The sequence below is a fragment of the Microbacterium oxydans genome, from assembly GCF_000956405.1.
Classification (GTDB): Bacteria; Actinomycetota; Actinomycetes; order Actinomycetales; family Microbacteriaceae; genus Microbacterium; species Microbacterium oxydans_C.
The window spans coordinates 116,385-139,044 of record NZ_JYIV01000030.1 but is presented as its reverse complement, the minus strand read 5'-3'; the positions used below and the strand labels follow the sequence as shown (position 1 = coordinate 139,044).

Here is a 22,660-nt window from a genome sequence, read left to right as displayed (position 1 = left end):
AGGAGGACACGTGGCCGAGCAGCGCAAGCACGCCGCCCGACGGGCAGAGCTCATCTCCGCGACCAGACGGGTCGCCGGGCGCAGCGGTCTGCTCGGCACGAACGTCCGAGCTGTGGCCGCGGAGGCCTCGGTCAGCGCCGGGAGCGTGCTGTACTACTTCTCCAGCTTCGATGAACTCATGTATGCGACCGTCGAGGGCGTTCTGGAGGAGATGTACGAGCGGCGACGCGCACTCGCCGAGAACGAGCCCGACCCGGCGAAGCGTCTGATCGCACTGATCAGGGCAGGGATCCCTGACGAGATCAGCGACCATCTGCGCATGGCGTACGAGAGCATCCCCCTGCTGCGGGAGCAACCTCAGTACCGTCCCCTGCACCGCTCCATCGTCGAACGGCAGGTCGCTCTCTATCGGTCGACGATCGAGATCGGCACGGCGCTCGGCACTTTCCGTCCCACCGCCGACCTCACCGTGATCGCACGGAACATCGTCGCGCTCGAGGACGCGTACGACCTCTACCCGCTGATCGGCGTCGAGTTGGGAGCGGAGACGTACCGCTCGAACATCCTTTCCTACGCCCGCACCGCTCTCGACTGCGACCTGGACGCCTGAGTACCGCATCCCCTTCGTCTGCCTTCGGCGATGTCGAGCACGGCGCGTGCTCGCTGTCAACGCCCGTGCGCGAGCACGCTCCGCACGGCACGCTGGCGTCATGACGGAGATCACTGGACCCGAAGCCCTCGCCCGCGTCGTCGAGCTCGTGGAGGACATCGACATCACGATGCTCACCACGACCGACGATGACGGCAACCTTGTGAGTCGGCCGATGTCGACCAGGCAGATGGACGACGCGGGCGACATCTGGTTCTTCACGGCCGAGGACACCGAGAAGGTCCACGAGGCCCGAAAGCACCATGACGTGGGCCTCTCATACTGCGACCCCAAGGGTATGCGGTACGTGTCGGTCGCCGGCACCGCAGAAGTGGTGCACGACCGCGCCAAGATGGAGGAGCTCTACTCCGCGTCGCTGGAGATCTGGTTCGTCGACGGCCTCGACACCCCGGGCATCGCCCTCCTCAGAGTCACACCGAAGGTCACCGAGTTCTGGGAACCGTCGAAAAGGAAGCTCGCGCTCGCTGCGGGGGCGCTCAGGTCCCTCGTCACCCGTGACACGCCGGACGACGACACGATGAACCACGGCCACATCGTCTGCTGACGATGCGGCCGTGAAGGCTCAGCCGGCGAGGAGGCTCAGCGCGCTGCGGAGAGTCGCGGCACGACCTCGTCGACCGAGACGGCCTCGCGTTCCCCGGTGGCACGGTCCCACAGCTCGACCTGGCCTTCTGCGGCTCCGCGGCCGACGATGACGATCTTCGGCACACCGACGAGCTCGGCGTCACCGAACTTCACGCCGGGCGAGACCTTGGGACGGTCGTCGTAGAGCACATCGAGCCCCGCGGCTTCGAGCTGGGCTGAGAGCCCCTCCGCGACCTCGAACGCGACCTGGTCGCGGCCCGCGGCGACGACCTGCACGTCGAACGGTGCGACGGACGCGGGCCAGATGAGGCCTTTGTCGTCGTTGTTGAGCTCGGCGATGATCGCGAGGATACGGGTCACGCCGATGCCGTAGGAGCCCATCGTGACGGTGACGAGCTTGCCGTTCTCGTTCAGCACCTTGAGGCCCAGCGCCTCGGCGTACTTGCGGCCGAGCTGGAAGACGTGTCCGATCTCCATTCCCCGAGCGAGCTCGACAGGACCGGAGCCGTCGGGGGCCGGGTCGCCCGCGCGCACGTTCGCGATCTCCACGATGCCGTCTGCAGCGAAGTCGCGACCGGCCACGACGGAGTGCGCGTGCTTCTCGTCGATGTTCGCACCGGTGATCCAGCTCGTGCCCTCGCTGACCCGAGGGTCGACGAGGTAGCGGATGCCGGTGGCCGACTCCTCACCGAGGACCGCCCCCGTCGGCGACCACGGACCGATGTAGCCCTTCACGAGAAGCGGGTTGTTCTCGAAGTCTTCCGCAGTTGCCGTCTCGACCTCGGCGGGTGCGAAGGCGACCTCGGCGCGCTTCTCATCGACCTCGCGGTCTCCGGGGATGCCGACGATGACCAGCTCGCGCGTGCCGTCCAGATGCGTGAGAGCCAGGACGACGTTCTTGAGCGTGTCGGCCGCGGTGTAATCGCCGTCGAGTTCCCGGTTGGCGTGCGCCACCAGCGTGTCGATGGTCGGTGTGTCCGGCGAGTCGAAGATCACGGGGGACGCGTCGTCGTCGTACGCGATCGCCTCGGGCACCGCAGTGGTGAAGGCCTCGACGTTCGCGGCGTACCCACCCGCGCTCCGCACGAAGGTGTCTTCGCCGACCGGCGTGGGGTGCAGGAACTCCTCGCTCCGAGAGCCGCCCATCGCGCCGGCATCCGCCTGGACGATGACGTACTCGAGTCCGAGGCGCTGGAAGATGCGCTCGTAGGCGTCGCGCTGCGCCTGGTAGCTGACCTCCAGGCCCTCGTCGGAGGAGTCGAACGAGTACGCGTCCTTCATCGTGAACTCGCGACCACGGAGCAGACCGGCCCGCGGGCGCGCCTCGTCGCGGTACTTGTCCTGGATCTGGAAGATCGTCAGCGGCAGGTCCTTGTACGAGGAGTAGAGGTCCTTCACGAGCAGCGTGAACGCCTCCTCGTGCGTGGGCGCGAGAAGGTAGTCACCGCCCTTGCGGTCCTGCAGACGGAAGAGCAGGTCGCCGTACTCCTCCCAGCGCCCGGTGGCCTCGTAGGCCTCACGCGGCATGAGTGCAGGGAAGTGCACCTCCTGCGCGCCGGCTGCCGCCATCTCCTCACGGACGACGGTCTCGATCTTCGACTTGACGCGCAGCCCCAGTGGCAGCCACGCGAAGATGCCGGCGGCCTGCGGGCGGATGTATCCGGCCCGGATCAGCAGCCGATGGCTGGCGACCTCTGCGCCTGCAGGGTCTTCACGGAGCGTGCGGAGGAAGAAGTTCGAAAGACGAGTGACCACGGAGCAAGTCTAGTGAGCCGTGATCACCCGTCTTCCACCGCGTCAGTTGAGCGCGGGGAGGTTCGCCGGGACGACACCGCCCGCATAGAGGTCTGCGGCCAGCTCCTGCAGCGCGGTCAGAGCCACTCGCTGCGGAAGCGGGCCGTAGGAGATGCGTGAGACGCCGAGCTTCTCGTACTCGGATGCGGCGAGAGCGCCGGGGAGCCCGATCACGCTCACCTTGCGCTCTCCGATGCCCTCGACGAGCTGGCGGGTCACGTTCATGTCGAGGATGCCGGGGACGAAGACAGCTGTCGCACCGGCGTCGAGGTAGGCGCGACCACGCTGGATCGCGTCCGCGATGCTCTCCTGCACGGGACGCCCACCAGCGCGCACGAACGCGTCGGTGCGCGCGTTGAGAGCGAAGGAGACGCCTTCGGACTGCGCAGCCTTCACGATCGCCTCGACGGCCGCGACGGACTCGTCGAGCGGCTTGAGACGATCCTCGACGTTCGCGCCGACGACGCCGACTCCGATCGCCCGGCGCGTGGTCTCCCCCGCATCGCCGTACCCGTCGTCGAGGTCGGCCGTCACAGGCACCTGGACGGCAGCCGCGATGCGACCCACCATGTCGATCATGATGTCGCGAGGCGTCGAGCCGTCCTCATAGCCGAAGGATGCGGCGATGCCGTGTCCGGCCGTCGCGATCGCCTTGGTCTCGGGAAGAGCCGCGACCGCTCGTGCGGACACGACATCCCACACGTTGACGACACGGAGGATCTCCGGTGCGTCGTAGAGTCCGACGAGGGTCTGGGCCTTGGCTGCAGTGATCATGACTCCACGCTAACGCGGGATGGCCTGCGTCGGGCCGGTTCGTCGGGTTCCCTGGGACCGCCCGCGCCTAGGGTTGAACCATGCCCCAGCGCCGATCGCACGTCGCCCCGTCCGCCGCGCAGACCGAACTGGCGTCGGCGCTCGCTGCTCTGCGCGAGACATTGGAGGCGCCCCTCGACTTCCCCGCTGACGTCATCGCCGAGGCGGAGGCGGCGGCAGCCGTCGCGCCGGAGCTCGATCTTCGCGAGATCGCCTTCGCCACGCTCGATCCGGAGGGCTCCCGGGACCTCGACCAGGCCTTCCACCTCGAACGCACCGAAACGGGGTACACGGTGCGGTATGCGATCGCCGACGTGCCGGGATTCGTCGTCCCCGATGGAGCAGTGGACGTCGAGGCGCGTCGGCGAGGACAGACCCTCTATGCCGCTGACGGGACGATCCCGCTGCACCCGCGCGTGTTGAGCGAGGATCGGGCTTCGCTGCTCGCCGACGTCGACCGCCCGGCGCTCGTCTGGACTTTCACCCTCGACTCCGTGGGCGTCGTCTCGGAGTTCCGTCTGCAACGCGCTCTGATCCGCTCCCGCGCGCAGCTCGACTACGCGACGACCCAGGAATCAATCGACCGCGGAGAAGACGGCCCCGCCGCGCTGTTGCCCGAGATCGGTGCTCTGCGTCTCGAGCAGGAGCGCCTGCGCGGCGGAGCGAGCCTGAACCTGCCGGACGAGGAGGTGGTGCGCAATGACGACGGCACCTACGCGATCGAACGCCGCAGTCCGCTCCCCGTCGAGGAATGGAACGCCCAGCTCTCGCTCATGACGGGAATGGCCGCTGCCGCGCTGATGCTCGACGCCGGAGTGGGCATCCTGCGGACGATGCCGGAGCCGGATGAAGCGGCCTTCGAGACCTTCCGACACCAGACCGAAGCTCTCGGCCGCCCGTGGACGTCCGGCACCTACGGGGACTACCTCCGCGCCCTGGACCGTGCGGATCCGCTGACTCTCCCGGTGTTGGAGGCCGCCTCGTCACTCTTCCGTGGCGCCGGATACCTGGTCTTCGACGGCCAGGCGCCGGAAGATGCCGTACAGGCAGCGATCGGCGCCCCCTACGCGCACGCGACCGCTCCCCTTCGCCGCCTGGTCGATCGATGGGTCCTCGCGATCTGCCTCGCGGTGTCGAACGGCGACCCGATCCCGGCGTGGGCCCGATCCTCGCTCGCGCAGCTGCCCGCGCTGATGCAGGAGTCGGGACAACGTGCCTCGCGCCTGAACGCGGCCACGATCAACCGCGTCGAGGCCGCGCTCCTCACGCCCCTGATCGGCTCGACGGTCGCTGCCACCGTGATCGAGCTGCGCGGAGAGCGCGCTGCCGTCCAGCTCGCCGATCCGGCCGTGACAGCGACTGCTCCGATTCCCTCAGGGGCACGACCAGGCGACGTCGTCCAACTACGCGTCGTCAGTGCCGACATCGCCGAGGGAGAGGTCGAGTTCGCGCTCTGAGTCGGTGACAGCAACGTTCGATGCGGGAACGTCGTCCGCTGACGTCAGCGTGCGGGAGCGGCCACAGTCGTCATGACGAGCAGCTGAGGGTCGTTCAGGTCGAGGCTCACGGTGATCGAGGCGAACTCCGAGAGTGATTCCACGTGGGTTCCCCCGCACAGGATCACGGCCTCCCCCTCCGGGAGGTCGCAGTGCCAGCGCCGCCGATCGACGATCGTGGGCCCTTCCGTCTCGATGCTGCTCACAGCACCTGACGCGACCCATACCTCGAGCTGCTTGTTGATCCGTCCCTCGCGCTCGGACAGGGTCGCGGCGAACGTCTCGGTGTCGAAGCCGGCCCGGCGCAGGCTCTTTCCGAGCCGGTACTCATCGATCGCGCCATCCTCGTGGATGCGGCTGGACTGGTTGGCGCGACCCTCGAAGTCGGGGTTGCCGAGAGCGTCCTCCCCCGGTTCCTTGCGCCAGAGATCTGCGAGAGCCAGATCGAGCGCCAGGGAGGCGACATGGCAGGCGGTGTGCCCACGGCTGAGTCCCGCACGGCGAGAAGCATCGACGGTGAGGACCGCGCGAGCGCCCTCCGTGAACGACGCCGGGGCGGCTCCCTCGATCCGGTGTCCGACGAGCCAGGTCCAGCCCTCGGCCCCGCGCTTGACGGGGATCGCGCTTCCCACGGCGAACTCCCCCTCGTCCGAGATCGCGGCCATGACGGCCTCGATGACACGGGCGGTGTCATCGCCCACGGCGATGCTCCCTGCGTCACCCGGCTGGTCGGGCCAGGTGTGATCGACGGGGTGGAAAGGCGTCTCGTCGACCACGACGATCGTGCCCTCGGGCGTCTGCTCCACGCGGACGATGACCCCGTCTCCGGTCACGGTCCCTGTCGGGAAGGTCACGATGGTGGGCGTCGACATGGTTCTCCTCGGATACGACGTCGGGGACTCGAGATGGGGCGCGTTCGACGCCCGCGGACCTCGATCCGATCGGTCAGTGGGACGGCGGAATGGTGAAGCTGGCGAGCTTGTCGCCGTCGACCACGAAGATCCCGTCGGATTCGCCGTTGAAGACGCGACTCGCCCAGCCGAAGCGGATGCGCGTGGTGTCCCCCTCGGTCGTAGCCGAGAGCACGGTCATGCGCGCGCCGGCACCGATCGCATCGCTGCCAGCCCAGGAACGCACGCCCTCGGGACCGGCCTTGACCGTGCCCCAGTCGCTGACGAAGCCGTCATCGGTGAAAGCGGCGACGAACGCGTCCGTGTCCGCGGCGTTGATCGCGTCGATCATCGCCCTGACCGGAACAGGGAGCGGGGAATCCGACATCGCGTGCTCCTCGCTGTTCAGACCGTGACGACCTGGGCGGTGCCCAGCGGCGCCTCAGGGCCCATCTCGGCGGCGATCCGGTTGGCCTCTTCGATGAGAGTGGCGACGATGTCCGCCTCCGGCACGGTCTTGATGACCTCGCCCTTCACGAAGATCTGGCCCTTGCCGTTGCCCGAAGCGACTCCGAGATCGGCTTCACGAGCCTCGCCGGGTCCGTTGACGACGCAACCCATCACTGCGACCCGCAGAGGGACGGTCATGTCCTTGAGGCCTTCGGTGACGTTCTCGGCGAGCGTGTACACGTCGACCTGTGCACGACCACAGGACGGGCACGAGACGATCTCGAGCTTGCGCTCGCGCAGGTTGAGCGACTGCAGGATCTGGTGTCCGACCTTGACCTCTTCGGCGGGTGGCGCCGACAGCGAGACGCGGATCGTGTCGCCGATGCCCTCACCGAGGAGGATGCCGAATGCCGTGGCGCTCTTGATGGTCCCCTGGAATGCAGGGCCGGCCTCGGTCACACCGAGGTGCAGGGGCCAGTCGCCCCGTTCCGCCAGCTGACGATAGGCCTTGACCATCACGATGGGGTCGTTGTGCTTGACCGAGATCTTGAAGTCGTGGAAGTCGTGCTCTTCGAAGAGCGACGCCTCCCAGACGGCACTCTCCACGAGCGCCTCGGCCGTGGCCTTGCCGTACTTCGCGAGGATGCGACGGTCCAGCGAGCCGGCGTTCACTCCGATGCGCAGCGAGACCCCGGCGGCCTTGGCGGCCTCCGCGATCTTCCCGACATTGCCGTCGAACTCGCGGATGTTGCCGGGGTTCACTCGCACCGCACCGCACCCGGCGTCGATGGCCGTGTAGATGTAGCGCGGCTGGAAGTGGATGTCGGCGATCACCGGGATCTGGCTCTTCATCGCGATGATCTTCAGCGCATCGGCGTCGTCCTGGTGCGGCACCGCGACGCGCACGATCTCGCATCCCGAAGCGGTGAGTTCGGCGATCTGCTGCAGCGTCCCGTTGATGTCCGTCGTCTTCGTGGTGGTCATCGACTGCACGCTGACGGGAGCGTCGCCGCCCACGAGAACCTTGCCCACCTTGATCTGCCGTGACTTACGGCGCGGGGCGAGGACTTCGGGGATCTTCGGCATTCCGAGGTTCACTGCTGGCACCCCTCAAGACTACGCCGCCAGGATGCATGTGGGCTGGACGGACGCACCTAGCCTTGAGGTATGGCAGTCATCCTCCTCACCGGGTTCGAACCGTTCGACGGCGCAGAGCGCAACCCGTCGGCGGAAGCGGTGAACGCCGTGGCGGCCGACTACGACGGACCGCACGAGCTCATCGTCGCCACCCTCCCCGTCACTTTCGAGTCATCGGCTCGCCGGCTCCGTGAACTCATCGCCAGCCACTCGCCGGATGCCGTCATCGCCACCGGCCTGGCGGGAGGGAGCTCGCAGGTCGCCGTGGAGCGCATCGGCGTGAATCTGATGGACGCGCGCATCCCCGACAACGACGGTGCACAGCCGATCGACGAGCCCAGCGAGGTCGGCGGCCCCGCGGCGCGGTTCTCGACGCTTCCCGTCAAACATCTGGTGCAGGTGATGTCCGCAGAGGCGATCCCTGCCCGGTCGTCGCTGTCCGCCGGCAGCTACGTCTGCAACCACGTGCTGTACACGGTGCTGGGGGCGGTGCGTCCCGACGCCGTCGCCGGGTTCGTGCATCTTCCCTGGTCGACGGAGACGGCGCCGTCGGGATCTCCTCATCTGAGCGAGGAACAGCTGGCTCGTGCGGTGCGCCTGGTCATCGATCACGCGCTCGACACCGAGGCGAGGGAGCCGGGCGGCAGCATCTGGTGACGTCATGCCGCGCAGGCCACGGCGGCCGATGTGGTAGTTTCGGCCCCATGCTCGCGAACTTCACCTGGTGGCCCGCCTTCTAGGCGGTGTGTTCGCGTTCCCACGAATTCAGACCGCCCCCGGGGCGGTCTTTTCGTTGCGCCGAGCCGGAGCACAGCACAGGAGATACTCATGACCCTCTCGCGACTCGCCGAGCTCCGCGCCGATCCGACCGCGTCGTTCGTCCTCATCGCCCGCGACGGATCCGACACCGTCGAGCTGCTCAGCGGCGACGTGCGGGATGTCGACCTGCTCGCCGACATCCCGCTCGCCCTCGACGGCACGCCTCGCGAGGTCTTCGCGATGGTCCCCTACCGCCAGGTGCGCGAACGCGGCTTCGTCGCGCAGGACGACGCGGCACCGCTGCGGTGCGTGGTCGTCGACGAGCATCTGCACCTCCCGACCGCAGAACTGCTCTCCGCCCTGCCGAGCGAGCCGGTCGCGCTGCACGACGACGGCTTCGACATCGCGGACGCCGAATACGCCGCGATCGTCGAGAAGGTCATCGCCGACGAGATCGGGCGCGGCGAGGGCGCGAACTTCGTCATACGACGCGACTTCACGGCGAGCATCGACGTCGACGATCGGACGGCGGCGCTGACCTGGTTCCGAGCGCTGCTCACGCACGAGCGCGGTGCGTACTGGACCTTCGCGGTCTTCACGCCCGGTCACATCGCCGTCGGCGCGAGTCCCGAAGCCCATGTGGTCGCCCAGGGCGGCATCGTCACCATGAACCCGATCTCCGGAACCTTCAGGCACCCCGCCGGTGGGGCGACGAAGGAGACACTGGTCGACTTCCTCGCCTCCACGAAGGAGACCGAGGAGCTGTTCATGGTCGTGGACGAGGAGCTCAAGATGATGAGCGCCGTCTGCTCCGACGGGGGGCGGATCACCGGCCCGCACCTCAAGGAGATGTCCCGGCTCACGCACACGGAGTACATGCTCCGCGGACGCAGCACTCTCGACCCCCGCGACATCCTGCGCGAGACCATGTTCGCTCCCACCGTCACCGGCTCGCCGATGCAGAACGCCTGTGCGGTGATCCGTCGCCACGAGCAGAAGCCCCGCGGCTACTACTCCGGCGTCGCCGCGCTGTTCACCCCGAACGCCGAAGGCGGCCACGACCTCGACGCGCCCATCCTGATCCGTACCGTGTACCTCCAGGACGGAACGCTGAGCGTTCCCGTCGGGGTGACTCTGGTCCGTCACTCCGACCCGATGGGCGAGGTGTCGGAGACCCATGGCAAGGCCGCGGGAGTGCTCGGCGCCATCGGGGCGATCGACCGCGACCACGTGGCCGAGGCGCGCAGCGATGCGGATGCTCCCGGTGAGGCACACGCCCTCGCGGACGACCCGACCGTGGCCGAGCTGCTGGAGTCGCGCAACGCGCGCCTGGCCGAGTTCTGGCTCAACCCGCAGGGCGAGGACTTCACCGGTCCGTTCGCCGGACGGTCCGCTGTGGTCGTCGACGCGGAAGACCGCTTCACGACGATGCTCGCCCATCAGCTCCGCCATCTCGGACTCGCCGTGACGATCGTGCCGTGGGACGAGGCGCGGGATGCCGCCCTGGACGCCGCCGACCTCGTCGTCGCCGGCCCCGGCCCCGGCGACCCGCGGGACGCGCAGAGCGCCCGCATCGCCCGGATGCGCGAGGTCGTCGCCCGTCGCCTCGACTCCCAGACCCCGCTGCTCGCGGTGTGCCTGAGCCACCAGATCCTGGCCGACCGCCTCGGCATCGCCCTGACTCCGCTCGACGCTCCGCATCAGGGGCTGCAGAAGTCCGTACCGGTGTTCGGCGAAGATGCATCGATCGGGTTCTACAACACCTTCACCGCGCGGGTCACTGCCGGCACGCACGCGGTGGGCGACGCCGAGGTGTCGGCAGACCCGGTTTCGGGCGATGTCTACGCACTCCGAGGGCCACGTTTCGCCTCGGTGCAGGGCCACCTCGAGTCGATCCTCTCGCGGGACGGGATCCGCACGCTCGAACGCCTCGTGACCCACGCCCTCGCCTGAGGCCACCGGACGCGGGCCCTCCGCTGTCAGGGTGCCGGCTGCGGTGGCCGAGAACCTCCGGCAGCACGGCGCACTCAGCCGAGCAGGTTGACCGGGTTGAAGAGATCGGCGACCAGGAGCAGCGCGCCCATCGCGATCAGGGCCACGGCGACGACCACGGTGAGCGGTACGAGCTTGGTGGCGTCGACGGGTGCCGGCGGAGGCCGGCGGAAGAGCTTGGCCCATGCCCGCTTGATGCCATCCCACAGCGCGACCACGATGTGACCGCCGTCGAGCGGGAGCAGCGGGATGAGGTTGAACACGAACAGGGCGATGTTCAGCGATCCCAGCAGTCCGAGCAGGAACGCGAAGCGATTCAGGATCGGCGCATCGGTCGCAGCGACCTCTCCCGCGAGGCGACCGACACCGACCACGCTCAGAGGTCCGTTCGGATCGCGTTCACCGCCGGTCACGAGGGACACTCCGACATCCCAGAGACGTACGGGGAGCGTGACGATCATCGAGGCGACGCGAGCCGTGCTGTCCGCAGCCATCTCCGGCCCCGCAGTCAGCGGCTGCTGCACGTATCCCATCTGCGCGCCCATGCCGACGTAGCCGACCTCCTTGACCACGGGCTTCCCGGCGTCGTCCAGGATGGGCTGACCGCTCGCATCCGTGATCGTGCGTTCCGCGGCGATCGGAGTCAGACTGAGCGACTTCTCAGCTCCGTCGCGCTGCACGACCATGTCGATCGTCTCCCCCGGGGACGCCTGCACGATCGCGGTGGCCTCGGCGAAGGTCGACACCGGCTTCCCGTCGACCGACACGATCACGTCGCCGGGTCTGATGCCGGCTTCGGCTGCCGGAGACGCGGGATCATCCGGCGTGCACTCGGTCGCTGTGGAACCCGCCGGGACCACGCACTCGGTGACCGAGGCGATCGTGGTCGTGCCCTGCTGCACGCCGATGCCGGACAGCAGCACGGTGAAGATGACCGTCGCGAGCACGAGATTCATGGCGGGGCCGCCGAGCATGACGACGACGCGCTTCCACACGGGCAGGCGATAGAAGACCCGCTCCTCTGCACCCTCGGCGATGCTCTCGTCGTTGGCACTGCGCGCGTCCTGGATCAACGACCGGAAGACGCCCGACGCCGGCCTCGAATCGTTCGACGCCGGATACATGCCCGACATCGAGATGAAGCCGCCCAGCGGCAGCAGCTTGAACCCGTACTCGGTCTCGCCGATGCGCTTGGACCACAGCCGCGGCCCGAAGCCGATCATGTACTGGCCGACGCGCACGCCGAAGAGCTTCGCGGGGACGAGGTGCCCGACCTCATGCAGGCCGATCGAGAGCCCGAGGCCGATCAGCATGAAGAGGATGCCGGCCAGATAGAGCAGGAATTCCACGTGCCAACGTTAGTGCCCCCAGCTAGGAATCCGCCCGGCGCTCGCGCACGGCTAGGCTGTCAGCGTGAATGCCCGGCAGCTGCGAATCGTGCGCGCTGCTGCCCTGTCCTCGGTGGCGACGCTGCTTGCGGCGCTCTCCCATACGCTCGGCGGCGGTGCGGCCCCGCATGCGCTGCTGATCATCGCGGTCGCGACCCTGATCACCCCGCTCGCAGCTCTCCTGGTCGGCGTGCGGCGGTCGCGCACCAGGGTGGCCCTTGCCGTGTTCCTCGGGCAAGCGGCCTTCCATGTCGTGTTCCAGCTGCTGGGCTCACCCACCGGTGTGACGCCGATCACCGCGGGTGGACACTCCCATCATCTCGACCTCTCGCTCCTCGCATCGGCATCGCCTGTCGCAGCTCCCGGCGCACTGATGCTGTCTGCGCACGTCGTCGCGGCCGCACTCACCACGTTGCTGGTGTGGCACGGCGAGGCGATCATGCGGGTCGTCGCCCGCTGGGTCGACGCGCTCTTCCGACGTGCGTCCGCGGTGGCGCCCTCTCTGCATCGCCGTCCCGAACGCCTGCGCTCGATCGCCTCCCCTCCCTTCGATGCCGCCGTCTCCGTCGCTCTGCCTCGACGCGGACCCCCTGCTCTCCTGCGCGACTGATCCGTCGCACGTGATCCCGCCGCCCGACACGGGTGGCACCCCTTCGCGGAGACGCGTCATCGTGGCGCGCCCGCACGTCGATCATCAGGAGATCTCATGACCCGCAACATCCGTACCCGTCGTCCGCGCCCCGCGGTGCTCCGCCTCGCCGCGGGGGTCCTCGGGGGAGCCGCCCTCGCCGTCGCCGTCCCCCTCATGGCCGGAGCACACGTGGGGGTCAGTCCCGACGAGCTCGCTGCCGGAGACCACGGGGTACTCACGTTCTCGTTCTCCCACGGCTGCGAGAACTCGCCCACGACCGCGCTGCGCATCACGATGCCCGAGGGTCTCGCATCCGTCTCACCGACCATGGACTCGGATTGGAACATCCAGGTCGAGCGGGGCGATGACGGTCTCGTCAGCGTTGTCACCTACACCGCGGTCGCCCCGGTTCCCACCGAGCTCCGGGGTGCGGTGAGCATGGGAGTCGGACTGGACGAGAACACTCCGGACACCCTGGCGTTCCCCGTCGTCCAGGAGTGCGTCGAGGGATCCACCGAGTGGACGCAGCTCGCCGAGAACGGCGAGGATCCGCATAGTCTCGATGCCCCTGCCCCGGTCGTCTCGGTGACCGCTGCCGGAGCGGACGGGCACGGTGAGCACGCCGAATCCGGCACCGCAGCAGAGGCCGCGACTCCGGCTACGGTGTCCGATCCTCTGGGCGTTGCGCTCGGAGCCGGAGGGCTGCTCGCCGGGTTCGCCGCACTGGTCGTCGCGATCCTCGCCTACCGGCGTCGCGCCTGACCGTGGGAGCGACCCCTCGCGCTCGGGTATCCGGCGCGCGAGGGGCCGCTCGCGAGGGGTTCTCACCTCGGTCGTGAGATCATTGAAGCGACATGTCGATTGAACAACAACCGAGCCTGCCTCCCGTGCTCCGCCCCGCGAACCCGCCCCGGCGTGAGCTGTCCGAACTCGCCTCCCGTTTCGCCCGCACCGTCCGCGGCGAGGTGGACGGCGTGGCCCTCACCGGCATCACCCTCGCCACCGCGGATCTGCGTCCCGGCGAGGCGTTCGTCGCGATCCAGGGCGTCAACCGGCACGGGGCGGACTTCGCCGCCACCGCTGCCGAGAAGGGCGCCGTCGCCGTCATCACCGATGAGGCCGGCGCGGTGATCGCAGAGTCCGCCGGGCTCCCGATCCTCGTGGTGGACGATCCTCGCGGGGTGCTGGGCGACCTCAGCGCCTGGGTCTACGGCACCGGGGCGGACGATCCGCTTCCTCTGCTGTTCGCGACGACCGGGACCAACGGCAAGACCAGCGTCTCGCACCTGCTCGAGGGCATCCTCGATCAGATCGGTGTCGTCACCGGGCTCTCCTCCACGGCCGAGCGTCACATCGCCGGCGAGGTCATCGTCTCCCGTCTGACCACCCCCGAGGCATCCGAGATGCATGCGCTGCTCGCTCTGATGAGGGAGCGCGAGGTCGAGGCCGTCGCCGTCGAGGTCAGCGCGCAGGCGCTCTCCCGCCACCGCGTGGACGGCATCCTGTTCGATGTCGCCGGATTCACCAATCTCAGCCACGACCACCTCGACGACTACGCCGACATGGAGGAGTACTTCGAGGCGAAGCTGCCGCTCTTCCGTCCTGACCGCGCCAAGCGGGGTGTCATCTGCCTGGACTCGCCGTCGGGCGCGGTCGTGGTCGAACGCTCCGAGATCCCCGTCGTCACGGTGGGCACCCCCTCGATCGCCGCCGACCCCGAGGCTGCTCGCGCTGCAGACTGGGTTGTCGTCATCGACGACGAGCGTGCGGCCGGGACCACGTTCACGATGACCGGGCCTGCCGGCTCCCTCACGACGACGGTCCCGGTGATCGGGCCGCACATGGCCGCCAATGCGGCTCTGGCGATCGTCATGCTCGTCGAAGGCGGTTATGCCTGGGACCGCATCGTCGATGCCCTCAGCCGTGACGGAGGCATCCGTGCCTACCTGCCCGGGCGCACGCAGCTGGTCTCCGGCGACCGGGGCCCGGCGGTCTTCGTCGACTTCGGCCACTCCCCCGACGCGTTCGAGAAGACGCTCGCCGCCGTCCGCCGAGTGACTCCCGGCAAGGTGCTGATGCTGTTCGGCGCCGATGGCGACCGCGACGCGAGCAAGCGATTCGATATGGCGCGCACAGCCGTGGAAGGCAGCGACATCCTCGTCGTCACCGACCATCACCCGCGCTTCGAGGACCCCGCATCCATCCGGGCCACTCTCGTCGAGGGCGCCCGCCGCGCGCGCCCGGACGCCGAGATCCATGAGGCCTCGCCGCCGGAGAACGCCATCGTCACCGCGGTCAGCCTCGTCGGCGACGGCGATGCGATCCTCTGGGCGGGACCAGGCCATCAGGACTACCGCGACATCCGCGGCGTCCGCACCCCTTACTCGGCGCGTGAGCTCGCCCGTCGTGCGCTCCGCGCGGCCGGCTGGCCCGTCCCCGACTCCCGCTGGCCCGTTCCGTACCCGGACGAAGACTGATCCGGATTCCCGGGGCGCGCCAGCGCCCCGGGATTCCGCGTCGGGATCTCGACGCTCCACGGAGCGCCTTCCGCGTCAGGCGGCAGCGATCATCCGATCCGCCGTCGCGCGCGCCCACGTTTCCGCGTCGGCGAGCGTCTCGACGGTGAGCACGTCGGGTGCGTCATGCGCGTCGATGACGCGTGCGATCGTGTCGACGATGCCGAGGAACGAGAGCCGGCCCTCGTGGAACGCATCGACAGCCTGTTCGTTCGCCGCGTTGTAGACCGCCGGGAAGGTCCCGCCGGCACGTCCGACCGACTTCGCGAGAGCGACGGACGGGAACGCCTCGCCATCGAGCGGCTCGAACGTCCAGGAGGTCGCGGAAGACCAGTCGAGCGGTCGCCCGACGCCTCCGACGCGGTGCGGCCAGTCCAGGCCGAGCGAGATCGGCAGGCGCATGTCGGGCGGAGAGGCCTGAGCGATGGTGGACCCGTCGATGAATTCGACCATCGAGTGCACGATCGACTGCGGATGCACCACGACCTCGATGTCGTCGTAGGCGATGTCGAAGAGCAGATGCGCCTCGATCACCTCGAGCCCCTTGTTGACCAGGGTCGCGGAGTTCGTGGTGACCATGCGCCCCATGTCCCAGGTCGGATGCGCGAGCGCCTCCGACGGTGTCACCTGGGTCAGCTCGCCACGGCTGCGTCCTCGGAAGGGGCCGCCGGACGCCGTCACGACGAGCCGTCGCACCTCGGCATGCGTGCCCGCGTGCAGGGCCTGCGCGAGGGCGGAGTGCTCGGAATCCACCGGGACGATCTGCCCGGGAGCCGCGGCCGCGAGCACCAGGTCGCCGCCCACGATGAGGGATTCCTTGTTCGCGAGAGCGAGCGTGCGACCAGCTTTCAGCGCAGCGAGAGTAGAGCCGAGTCCGATCGAGCCCGTGATGGCGTTGAGCACCACATCGGCGTCGACATCGCGGACGAGCTGCTCGGCTTCCGCAGCACCGAGGGCCGTGGACTCGACCTGGAACTGCGCGGCCTGTTCCTCCAGCATCTCGGAGTTGGAGCCGGCGGCGAGACCGACCAGCTCGAAGCGACGAGGATTGGCACGGATCACATCCAGTGCCTGGGTGCCGATGGAGCCGGTGGAGCCGAGGACGATGACGCGACGCATACCGCCAGCCTAGGTCACGCCCCCGGCTCCCCTGCGGCTACTGCTGCGCCTGGACCGGAGTCGTCGCGAGGATGTCGACGACGAACACGAGGCTCTCCTTCTGGAGCTCGTGTCCCTCGCTCGCACCGTACCCGTCAGAGGGCGGCATCACGACGATCACCTGCGAGCCGACCTTCTGGCCCTCGAGAGCCTTCTTGAAGCCCGCGACCACGCCGGTGGTCTGGAACTGCGCCGGGGCAGCATCGCGGCTCCAGCTCGAGTCGAACTCCTTGCCGTCCGACCACTTCACGCCGAGGTACTGCACGACCACGAGGTCACCCGCCCCCACCGTCGCTCCGTCGCCCTGCTTGAGAACGGCGACCTGCGTCTCGGTCGGTGCGTCGCCGTCCGGGATCGTCACCGTCGGAGCGCCCTTGTCGTCGAGCTTCACCGTCGGCATGCCGGGGGTCGGGTCGACCGGGGTGCCGGTCGCCACCTCCGGCAGCTTCTCGACCGCTTCGGCGTAGACCACCACGTTGTTGGCCCCCTCGCCGAGGACCTTCCCCGGGAGCGTCAGCACGATTCGCGATCCGATCGGCTTGCACTCCAGCGCTGCCACGAAGAGTGACGACTGGTTGGTGTCGAGCAGCACGGGCAACACGCCGCCCTCGCCACGAGCGGACGAATCGAGGACCTGATTGTTCGTCGCGTCGACGATCTGGTACTCGACGGAGACGAGATCGTTCACCACGGCGTCATCGCCATCGCCTTCAGAGATCACGGTTCTCTCGACGCCGGCGAAGGGAGCATCGGACGGAACGGTCACCTTCGTGTCCGCGCCTTCGCCCTCGACGACGACCGCGTCAGAGGTGTCCCCCGACTTCGCATCCAGCTGACAGGCACTCGATGCCGTCGGCGAAGGGGTGCCCGAGCTCTCGGGAGCACCGCCACCGGCACAACCGGCCAGCAGGAGGGTCGCTGCAGCGACAGTGGACAGGACGATGAGCGAACGCTTGCGCACAGTGAGACCTCAGGATCGCGGGCGGGAACCTCTATCCTGCCTCATACCCCTTTGCCCGCGCTGGGAGGCGCGTCGTAACGCTTCATTCCCACGCAGGCATGGATCCGGGAGTAACCTGCTCTGATGACCTCTGAGCAGTCCGTCGAGCCCGAATCCTCGTCAGAAGAGGAATCCTCGTCCGAAGAGACTGCGAAGCCTCGTCATGCCGGATTCGCGTACACGCTCGGCCGCAGCCTCATCACCCCCCTCGCTCGCCTGGTGTATCGACCACGCATCGAGGGCCGTGAGAACGTGCCGCTCGACGGCCCCGTGATCTTCGCGAGCAACCACCTCTCGTTCATCGACTCGATCGCGATCCCCGTGGCTGCTCCCCGCCCCGTGCACTTCCTGGCGAAGTCGGCTTACTTCGAGGGCACCGGCTTCAAGGGCTGGATGAGCAAGACGTTCTTCGAGTCGATCGGCGCGATCCCGGTGCGTCGAGGAGCGGGACAGGCCGCCCTGGATGCCCTCGACCTGCAGCGTCAGCTCCTCGATGAGGGGCTGGCTGTCGCTCTGTACCCCGAGGGCACCCGCTCGACCGATGGCCGCCTGTACAAGGGCCGCACGGGAGTCGCGTTCCTCGCGCTGCAGACGGGTGCACCGGTGGTCCCGGTGGGTCTCATCGGCACCGACAAGGTGATGCCCGTCGGAGCGAAGGTGCCGACCCTCAAGGAGCGCATCACGGTGCGCTTCGGAGAGCCGCTCGACCTCTCGCCGCATGGCCCGGCGACCAGCGGGCGGGCGCGCCGCCTCGCCACGGACCAGATCATGGCCGCGATCCACGGGCTCTCCGGTCAGGAGCTTGCGGGAGCGTACAACGAGGCACCCGCGCAGGGAGCCATCGAGAAGATCAAGCAGGCACTGCCTCACGAGCGCCGCTGACGAGCGCCGGAGGCCGATACCGGCCATGCGGCTCAGGAGAGAGCAGTGACCGTCGCCTCGTGACGCACGGGGAAGTTCATCGAGTTGGCGATGAAGCACCATGCGTTCGCCTGCGCGTGGGCGCGTTCTGCGGCCTCGATCATCGACTCCTCGGCGACCACGACTTCCGGGTGCAGCAGCACCTCCGCGAAAGAGCCACCCCCGGCCCCGTCTTCGCGCATCATCCCGGTCGCCCGGTCGCGGTAGGACACCACGACGACGCCAGCGGTGACACACGCGTGCAGGTACGAGAGCAGGTGACACTCCGACAGCGATGCCAGCAGGAGGTCCTCCGGGTTCCACCGTGAGGGGTCCCCGCGGAAGGGCTTGTCCGCGGAGGCGAGGAGATCGGGTTTGCCCTCGATCTCGATCGTCACATCGCGACAGTAGTCCCGGTATCCCGTGGTTCCGGTGCCGGTGTTGCCTGTCCACGTCGACGTGAGCGCGTAGCGGTGTTCGCCGAGCGTGCGAGGGGTCGTCTCTGCCATGAGGACAGTCTGTCAGGGTCATCCGACACGACACGAGGAGCCGTGCACGCCGGGCTAGAGTTGACGGGTGCTGGAGACTCTCACCGTTCAGGATTCCGTGGAACTCGCCGTCGTCGAGCGGAGCGGATTCGTCGAATCCCGCCACGCCGGCGCCGCCGTCGTCCTCTCCCCCGACGGTGAGGTCATCGCCCGGCATGGCAACGCCGATGCACTGATCCTGCCGCGTTCGAGTCTCAAGCCCCTTCAGGCCATCGCCTGCGTCACGGCAGGCGCCGTCCTCGAGGGCGAGCAGCTCGCACTCTCGACGGCGAGCCACGTCGGCACCGACCGGCATGCCTCCGTGGTGCGGGACATGCTCACCGAGGGCGGGCTCACGGAGGATGACCTGGGCTGCCCCGCGTCGTGGCCCAGTGACTCGGCGACCCGCGATGAACTCGTGCGCGAGCATGGAGAGCCCACGCGCATCCGCATGAACTGCTCGGGCAAGCACGCCGCGATGCTGCGCGCCTGCGTGGCGACCGGCTGGCCCACCACCGGCTATCTCGACCCCAGCCACCCGCTGCAGCAGCACATCAGAGACGTCATCGAGCGCCTCACGGGTGAGAAGATCGCGCACACCGCGATCGACGGCTGCGGCGCGCCCGTGCATGCGATCACCTTGATCGGCCTGGCACGCGCAATCCATCGAATCGGAACGGCGTCCGATCGCTCGCCTTTCGCTCTGCACCGTGTCGCCGGCTCCCTGGTCCGGGCGGTCCGGGAGAATCCGTGGACGATCGAAGGCCCAGGTCGCGCCGACACCATCGCGACGGAGAAGCTGGGCGTTTTCACGAAGCACGGCGCCGAGGGAGTCATGGTCATGGTCGCCCCGAACGGAACGACGGTCGCTCTGAAGATGCTCGATGGATCGACCCGTGCCTCGACGATCGTGGCTGCCACTCTGCTCGCGCGCGCGGGCGGTCTGAGCGATGCGGATGTGACCGCCCTCGGCCAGGCGCTCCCCCTCACCGTGCTCGGCGGCGGCGCGGACGTCGGCGTCATCCGTCCTGGCACGGGCATCTGACGTCACCGGCACACCTCGACGACCGCACCTCGACAACCGCACCTCGACAACCGCACCTCGACAACCGCGCCTCGACGTCGCGAAGGTCATCGCGGCAAGAGCTCAGTCAGGTGCACTCTTCGCGGCGACTCGGCCCCGATCACGGACCATGCTCGGCCTGCATTCGGGCGCGCATACGGTGGAAGGTCGCGTGCTCCGATCAGCTGACGGAGGTCGGCGGGACGCTCGCAACGGATGAGGACCTCACCCGCTGATCTCACACGTTGCCAGAGTGTCCAGTTCCTCTGCCATTCCTCCGCATCGCCAACCACGATGCACGAGCCGCTCGCCTCCACCCGCTCTGCCCCGGGGTCGGTCACCTCGCGCTCGGGATGAGCGTGCCGCAACCGGGCGATGACCTCCTGAGTCCCGGCAGTGACGATCGCGGTGAGCCCGAACGTCGGCCTCCACGTCTCCGGAGGTGTCTGCGCGAACCGAGGAGACTCCGACTCGTCGGCCCACGCCAGCTGAACCTCATGCTCGCCGATCCTGGCGCGCCCCGGAGCACGATCACGCAGGAATCCCGACGGCTCACCCCCTGCCGCCAGGTGCTCGAGTTTCGTCGGCATACGCAGCAGCGCGCGACGGGGCAGCACGTCGAGGACACGCCCGCAGACTCCGCCCGCCCTGGTCGCGGTCATCACGAAGGTCGTGCCCTGAGCGGCACGAAGCACCTGCTCCCAGCGCTGCACGAGCTGATGAGCGTACTCGGGTGGAACACCGGCAAGCAACGCGTCCACATCATCGCAGAGGACGATGGACGGAGGCCGCTCGCCTCCGTCCGCCCAGCCGGCGAGGAGATCCCAGGCCTCCTCGGGGTCGCTGGGCATCCAGAAGGCATCGCCGCGCTGTGCTGCCACGGCCCTCAGCACCGCGGTGCGGCCGGAACCCGATGTGCCCAGGACCGCGATCCCCCGCTCCTTCCCGCACTGGAGCAGGACGGGAGGCTGCGTCTGACGGCCGGGGTCGTCTGCCCGCCCGATGACGACGGTGTCAGGACCGGCGTCGGATCCGGCGACAGCACTCGCTGCCTGTTCGCCGAGTAGCTCACTGAGCGGGAGAAGCGGAGGAAGCGGCGGAAGCCAGGGACTCGGCGGGCGATCAGCAGCGGCCCACCGCATCCCGACATCTCGCAGGTCCGAGGCGTCGGTGAGGGCCACGCGCAGAGCGACAGGTTCCTGGTCCGTGGGTCTGCGAACCAGTGCGATCCCCCGAGACCCGGGGTCACCGGGGAGCAGTGCTGCCGCGTCGCTGCCGACCATCAGCCGACTGTCGGCCGCATCGCTCACGCGGAGGCTGATGCGAAGCGGACAGTTCGCCGCCAGTGCGTCTCTGACCACGCCGGCAGCGCGCTGCGTGCCGAGGATCAGGTGCATGCCGAGCGCACGCCCTCGAGCCGCGATATCCGTGAAGACCGCACCGAGGTCGGCATGCTCCGCCAACAACGCCGCGAACTCGTCGACGACGATCACCAGCCGGGGCATGGAGATGTCGCGCGCATCGCGAGCGCCGGCGGCCGCGAGCACCGCTTCCCGGCGGCGGAGTTCCGCCGTGAGGCTGGAGACGCCCCTGCGTGCGCCACCTTCATCGAGGTCGGTGATCACGGCCACGACCTGTGGCAGTGCGCGCAGCGGCTCGAACGCGGTACCGCCCTTGAAGTCCGCGAGGACGAAGGTCACCCGGTCCGGTCCATACACCGAGGCGATCGCGGTGACCCAGCTCACGAGGAGTTCGCTCTTGCCCGTTCCCGTCATGCCGGTCACGAGTGCATGGGGCCCGTCGCCGACGATGTCCACTGCGGCACTCCCCCGCTCGTCACAGCCGATCGCGGCCGCGAGTCCGATCGCATCGTCCGGCTGTTCGAGGCTGCGAAGCGCGACCGAGTCGGGAAGCACGCCGTCTTCATCGCTCCGCTGCGCGATCTCGCGCGCCAGCATCTCCGCCTGCGCCGACGACAGGAACTCGACCGCGATCTCCGTGGTCCCACTCGCTGTGCGCAGCGTTGCGAGCCCTGGCTCCACGATGTCGATCACCGAGGTCACGCCCTCTGGAACGTCTTCGCCGAGACCGGCCGTGCAGATCAGGGCGTCGGCGTCCGACCTCGCACCCGCGCTCGACCCCATGGCGACTCGGAATCCGCGACGACGAACGCGCCGCCCGTGGGGCAGGGCCCCGAGTCCGTGGGCGACGAGATCGGCATCGAGACCCTCACCTCCGACGAGTGAGAACTGCGCGGGCCCGAACCGAAGACACAGCTGCAGGATGAGAGCTCTCGCGGCGGCTGCGGTCAACGGACCCGCGCCTCTGAGGCAGATCCCTCCCCCGAGCGGCACCACGAGGGGTGAACCCGTGACGACGCGACACCGTTCACGAAAGGCTCGTGCGCGTGCATCGTCACCGCCGTTGCAGCGGACCTCGCTCGCTGCCTGCCCGGCCCCGACGACGACCCACGTCTTCTCATCGACGGGTTGCGTTCCGCGAAGCGGTGGTTGCGCGATGCAGGTCGCGGTGTCGGGATGCCGCTGCCACAGCGTTCTGCGCTCCTCCTCGTGGCGACGGGTCAACTCCTCCTCCGCCGAGGCCCACCCCTCCTCGGTCCGCTGCACACCCTGTCGCCGTTCACGACGCCGAAGCCGTGCCGCGTCCAGGAGAGATGCCACGATCATCAAGGGCCCCAGCGCCGCGAAGCACAGAGCGAGCACCGAGCCGGTGACCGACCACAACACGATTCCTGCAGCGACCGGCACGATCGCAGCGAGGAACGGCACGGGAGCGCGTTTCTGGGGAGCCTGATCGGCCGGCAACGTGATCGGGAGGGAATCCATACCCCCGAGTCGATCGCATCACGGGGCCTGGATCAGCACCCTCCA

General features: G+C 68.7%; 20 protein-coding genes. 10 read left to right on the top strand and 10 right to left on the bottom strand.

Going from position 1 to position 22,660, the window contains the following annotated elements:
- Positions 1 to 10 precede the first annotated feature (10 nt).
- Positions 11 to 610, top strand: a complete 600-nt coding sequence (locus RN51_RS16065) for a TetR family transcriptional regulator (protein WP_045265048.1) — start codon at positions 11 to 13, stop codon at positions 608 to 610.
- 100 nt (positions 611 to 710) lie between these two features.
- The gene (locus tag RN51_RS16060; RefSeq protein WP_045265367.1) at positions 711 to 1,214 is read left to right on the top strand and encodes a pyridoxamine 5'-phosphate oxidase family protein; all 504 of its coding nucleotides are present in this window, start codon (positions 711 to 713) and stop codon (positions 1,212 to 1,214) included.
- A gap of 35 nt (positions 1,215 to 1,249) precedes the next feature.
- On the opposite strand, the gene RN51_RS16055 is transcribed toward RN51_RS16060, so the two are convergent.
- Both RN51_RS16055 and RN51_RS16050 read right to left on the bottom strand, forming a co-directional pair.
- The gene (locus RN51_RS16055) at positions 1,250 to 3,010 is read right to left on the bottom strand and encodes a proline--tRNA ligase (protein WP_045265047.1); all 1,761 of its coding nucleotides are present in this window, start codon (positions 3,008 to 3,010) and stop codon (positions 1,250 to 1,252) included.
- A gap of 42 nt (positions 3,011 to 3,052) precedes the next feature.
- Entirely contained in the window at positions 3,053 to 3,823 is a 771-nt protein-coding gene (locus RN51_RS16050; protein ID WP_045265046.1) for an isocitrate lyase/PEP mutase family protein, read from the bottom strand.
- Between the two features lie 80 nt (positions 3,824 to 3,903).
- Between RN51_RS16050 and RN51_RS16045 the strand changes: the two genes are divergently transcribed.
- The gene (locus RN51_RS16045; RefSeq protein WP_045265045.1) at positions 3,904 to 5,319 is read left to right on the top strand and encodes an RNB domain-containing ribonuclease; all 1,416 of its coding nucleotides are present in this window, start codon (positions 3,904 to 3,906) and stop codon (positions 5,317 to 5,319) included.
- Positions 5,320 to 5,363: 44 nt separating this feature from the next.
- On the opposite strand, the gene RN51_RS16040 is transcribed toward RN51_RS16045, so the two are convergent.
- The 3 genes from RN51_RS16040 to ispG form a co-directional block, all read right to left on the bottom strand.
- A complete protein-coding gene (locus RN51_RS16040) occupies positions 5,364 to 6,230 on the bottom strand; it encodes a hypothetical protein (protein ID WP_045265044.1) in 867 nt (288 codons plus the stop codon).
- 73 nt (positions 6,231 to 6,303) lie between these two features.
- Complete coding sequence (locus RN51_RS16035) at positions 6,304 to 6,636, bottom strand: nuclear transport factor 2 family protein (protein ID WP_045265043.1); 333 nt, start codon at positions 6,634 to 6,636, stop codon at positions 6,304 to 6,306.
- A gap of 17 nt (positions 6,637 to 6,653) precedes the next feature.
- Positions 6,654 to 7,784, bottom strand: coding sequence for a flavodoxin-dependent (E)-4-hydroxy-3-methylbut-2-enyl-diphosphate synthase (gene ispG, locus RN51_RS16030; protein ID WP_045265366.1), 1,131 nt, complete (start codon positions 7,782 to 7,784; stop codon positions 6,654 to 6,656).
- Positions 7,785 to 7,865: 81 nt separating this feature from the next.
- On the opposite strand from ispG, the gene RN51_RS16025 reads away from it, so the two are divergent.
- Together RN51_RS16025 and RN51_RS16020 are read left to right on the top strand one after the other, a co-directional pair.
- Positions 7,866 to 8,492 (top strand): pyroglutamyl-peptidase I, encoded by a 627-nt coding sequence (locus RN51_RS16025; RefSeq protein WP_045265042.1) that lies wholly within the window; start codon positions 7,866 to 7,868, stop codon positions 8,490 to 8,492.
- A 171-nt stretch (positions 8,493 to 8,663) separates the two neighbouring features.
- On the top strand, positions 8,664 to 10,547 hold the full coding sequence (locus RN51_RS16020; RefSeq protein ID WP_045265041.1) for a chorismate-binding protein: 1,884 nt from the start codon (positions 8,664 to 8,666) through the stop codon (positions 10,545 to 10,547).
- A 74-nt stretch (positions 10,548 to 10,621) separates the two neighbouring features.
- Here RN51_RS16020 and RN51_RS16015 read toward each other — a convergent pair whose 3' ends face one another.
- Positions 10,622 to 11,935, bottom strand: a complete 1,314-nt coding sequence (locus tag RN51_RS16015) for a M50 family metallopeptidase (protein ID WP_156149207.1) — start codon at positions 11,933 to 11,935, stop codon at positions 10,622 to 10,624.
- A gap of 64 nt (positions 11,936 to 11,999) precedes the next feature.
- On the opposite strand from RN51_RS16015, the gene RN51_RS16010 reads away from it, so the two are divergent.
- From RN51_RS16010 to RN51_RS16000, 3 genes are all read left to right on the top strand, one after another.
- Entirely contained in the window at positions 12,000 to 12,584 is a 585-nt protein-coding gene (locus tag RN51_RS16010) for a hypothetical protein (RefSeq protein ID WP_045265040.1), read from the top strand.
- A 96-nt stretch (positions 12,585 to 12,680) separates the two neighbouring features.
- Positions 12,681 to 13,367 carry a YcnI family protein gene (locus RN51_RS16005; RefSeq protein ID WP_045265039.1) on the top strand — a complete coding sequence of 229 codons (687 nt, stop codon included), beginning with the start codon at positions 12,681 to 12,683 and terminating at the stop codon, positions 13,365 to 13,367.
- Between the two features lie 92 nt (positions 13,368 to 13,459).
- Positions 13,460 to 15,082, top strand: a complete 1,623-nt coding sequence (locus RN51_RS16000) for a Mur ligase family protein (protein WP_045265038.1) — start codon at positions 13,460 to 13,462, stop codon at positions 15,080 to 15,082.
- Positions 15,083 to 15,157: 75 nt separating this feature from the next.
- Here the strand turns inward: RN51_RS16000 and dxr are convergent, their stop codons facing one another.
- Complete coding sequence (dxr, locus tag RN51_RS15995; RefSeq protein WP_045265037.1) at positions 15,158 to 16,240, bottom strand: 1-deoxy-D-xylulose-5-phosphate reductoisomerase; 1,083 nt, start codon at positions 16,238 to 16,240, stop codon at positions 15,158 to 15,160.
- A gap of 37 nt (positions 16,241 to 16,277) precedes the next feature.
- Positions 16,278 to 17,240: an FKBP-type peptidyl-prolyl cis-trans isomerase gene (locus tag RN51_RS15990; RefSeq protein ID WP_045265036.1), complete on the bottom strand. Its 963-nt coding sequence runs from the start codon at positions 17,238 to 17,240 to the stop codon at positions 16,278 to 16,280.
- Positions 17,241 to 17,363: 123 nt separating this feature from the next.
- Between RN51_RS15990 and RN51_RS15985 the strand changes: the two genes are divergently transcribed.
- Positions 17,364 to 18,161, top strand: coding sequence for a lysophospholipid acyltransferase family protein (locus tag RN51_RS15985; RefSeq protein WP_045265035.1), 798 nt, complete (start codon positions 17,364 to 17,366; stop codon positions 18,159 to 18,161).
- 32 nt (positions 18,162 to 18,193) lie between these two features.
- Here RN51_RS15985 and RN51_RS15980 read toward each other — a convergent pair whose 3' ends face one another.
- Positions 18,194 to 18,688, bottom strand: a complete 495-nt coding sequence (locus tag RN51_RS15980; protein ID WP_045265034.1) for an OsmC family protein — start codon at positions 18,686 to 18,688, stop codon at positions 18,194 to 18,196.
- A gap of 67 nt (positions 18,689 to 18,755) precedes the next feature.
- Here RN51_RS15980 and RN51_RS15975 point away from each other — a divergent pair, with 67 nt between their 5' ends.
- Positions 18,756 to 19,751 carry an asparaginase gene (locus RN51_RS15975; protein WP_045265033.1) on the top strand — a complete coding sequence of 332 codons (996 nt, stop codon included), beginning with the start codon at positions 18,756 to 18,758 and terminating at the stop codon, positions 19,749 to 19,751.
- 86 nt (positions 19,752 to 19,837) lie between these two features.
- Here the strand turns inward: RN51_RS15975 and RN51_RS15970 are convergent, their stop codons facing one another.
- Positions 19,838 to 22,615 carry an FtsK/SpoIIIE domain-containing protein gene (locus tag RN51_RS15970; protein WP_045265032.1) on the bottom strand — a complete coding sequence of 926 codons (2,778 nt, stop codon included), beginning with the start codon at positions 22,613 to 22,615 and terminating at the stop codon, positions 19,838 to 19,840.
- Positions 22,616 to 22,660: the final 45 nt, after the last annotated feature.

What these genes read in the sequence shown, in the direction of transcription:
- RN51_RS16060 (WP_045265367.1), top strand. Translation starts at nt 711, where the DNA reads ATGACGGAGATCACTGGACCCGAAGCCCTCGCCCGCGTCGTCGAGCTC.
- RN51_RS16050 (WP_045265046.1), bottom strand. Translation starts at nt 3,823, where the DNA reads ATGATCACTGCAGCCAAGGCCCAGACCCTCGTCGGACTCTACGACGCA.
- RN51_RS16045 (WP_045265045.1), top strand. Translation starts at nt 3,904, where the DNA reads ATGCCCCAGCGCCGATCGCACGTCGCCCCGTCCGCCGCGCAGACCGAA.
- RN51_RS16040 (WP_045265044.1), bottom strand. Translation starts at nt 6,230, where the DNA reads ATGTCGACGCCCACCATCGTGACCTTCCCGACAGGGACCGTGACCGGA.
- RN51_RS16035 (WP_045265043.1), bottom strand. Translation starts at nt 6,636, where the DNA reads ATGTCGGATTCCCCGCTCCCTGTTCCGGTCAGGGCGATGATCGACGCG.
- ispG (WP_045265366.1), bottom strand. Translation starts at nt 7,784, where the DNA reads ATGCCGAAGATCCCCGAAGTCCTCGCCCCGCGCCGTAAGTCACGGCAG.
- RN51_RS16025 (WP_045265042.1), top strand. Translation starts at nt 7,866, where the DNA reads ATGGCAGTCATCCTCCTCACCGGGTTCGAACCGTTCGACGGCGCAGAG.
- RN51_RS16020 (WP_045265041.1), top strand. Translation starts at nt 8,664, where the DNA reads ATGACCCTCTCGCGACTCGCCGAGCTCCGCGCCGATCCGACCGCGTCG.
- RN51_RS16005 (WP_045265039.1), top strand. Translation starts at nt 12,681, where the DNA reads ATGACCCGCAACATCCGTACCCGTCGTCCGCGCCCCGCGGTGCTCCGC.
- RN51_RS16000 (WP_045265038.1), top strand. Translation starts at nt 13,460, where the DNA reads ATGTCGATTGAACAACAACCGAGCCTGCCTCCCGTGCTCCGCCCCGCG.
- dxr (WP_045265037.1), bottom strand. Translation starts at nt 16,240, where the DNA reads ATGCGTCGCGTCATCGTCCTCGGCTCCACCGGCTCCATCGGCACCCAG.
- RN51_RS15985 (WP_045265035.1), top strand. Translation starts at nt 17,364, where the DNA reads ATGACCTCTGAGCAGTCCGTCGAGCCCGAATCCTCGTCAGAAGAGGAA.
- RN51_RS15980 (WP_045265034.1), bottom strand. Translation starts at nt 18,688, where the DNA reads ATGGCAGAGACGACCCCTCGCACGCTCGGCGAACACCGCTACGCGCTC.
- RN51_RS15970 (WP_045265032.1), bottom strand. Translation starts at nt 22,615, where the DNA reads ATGGATTCCCTCCCGATCACGTTGCCGGCCGATCAGGCTCCCCAGAAA.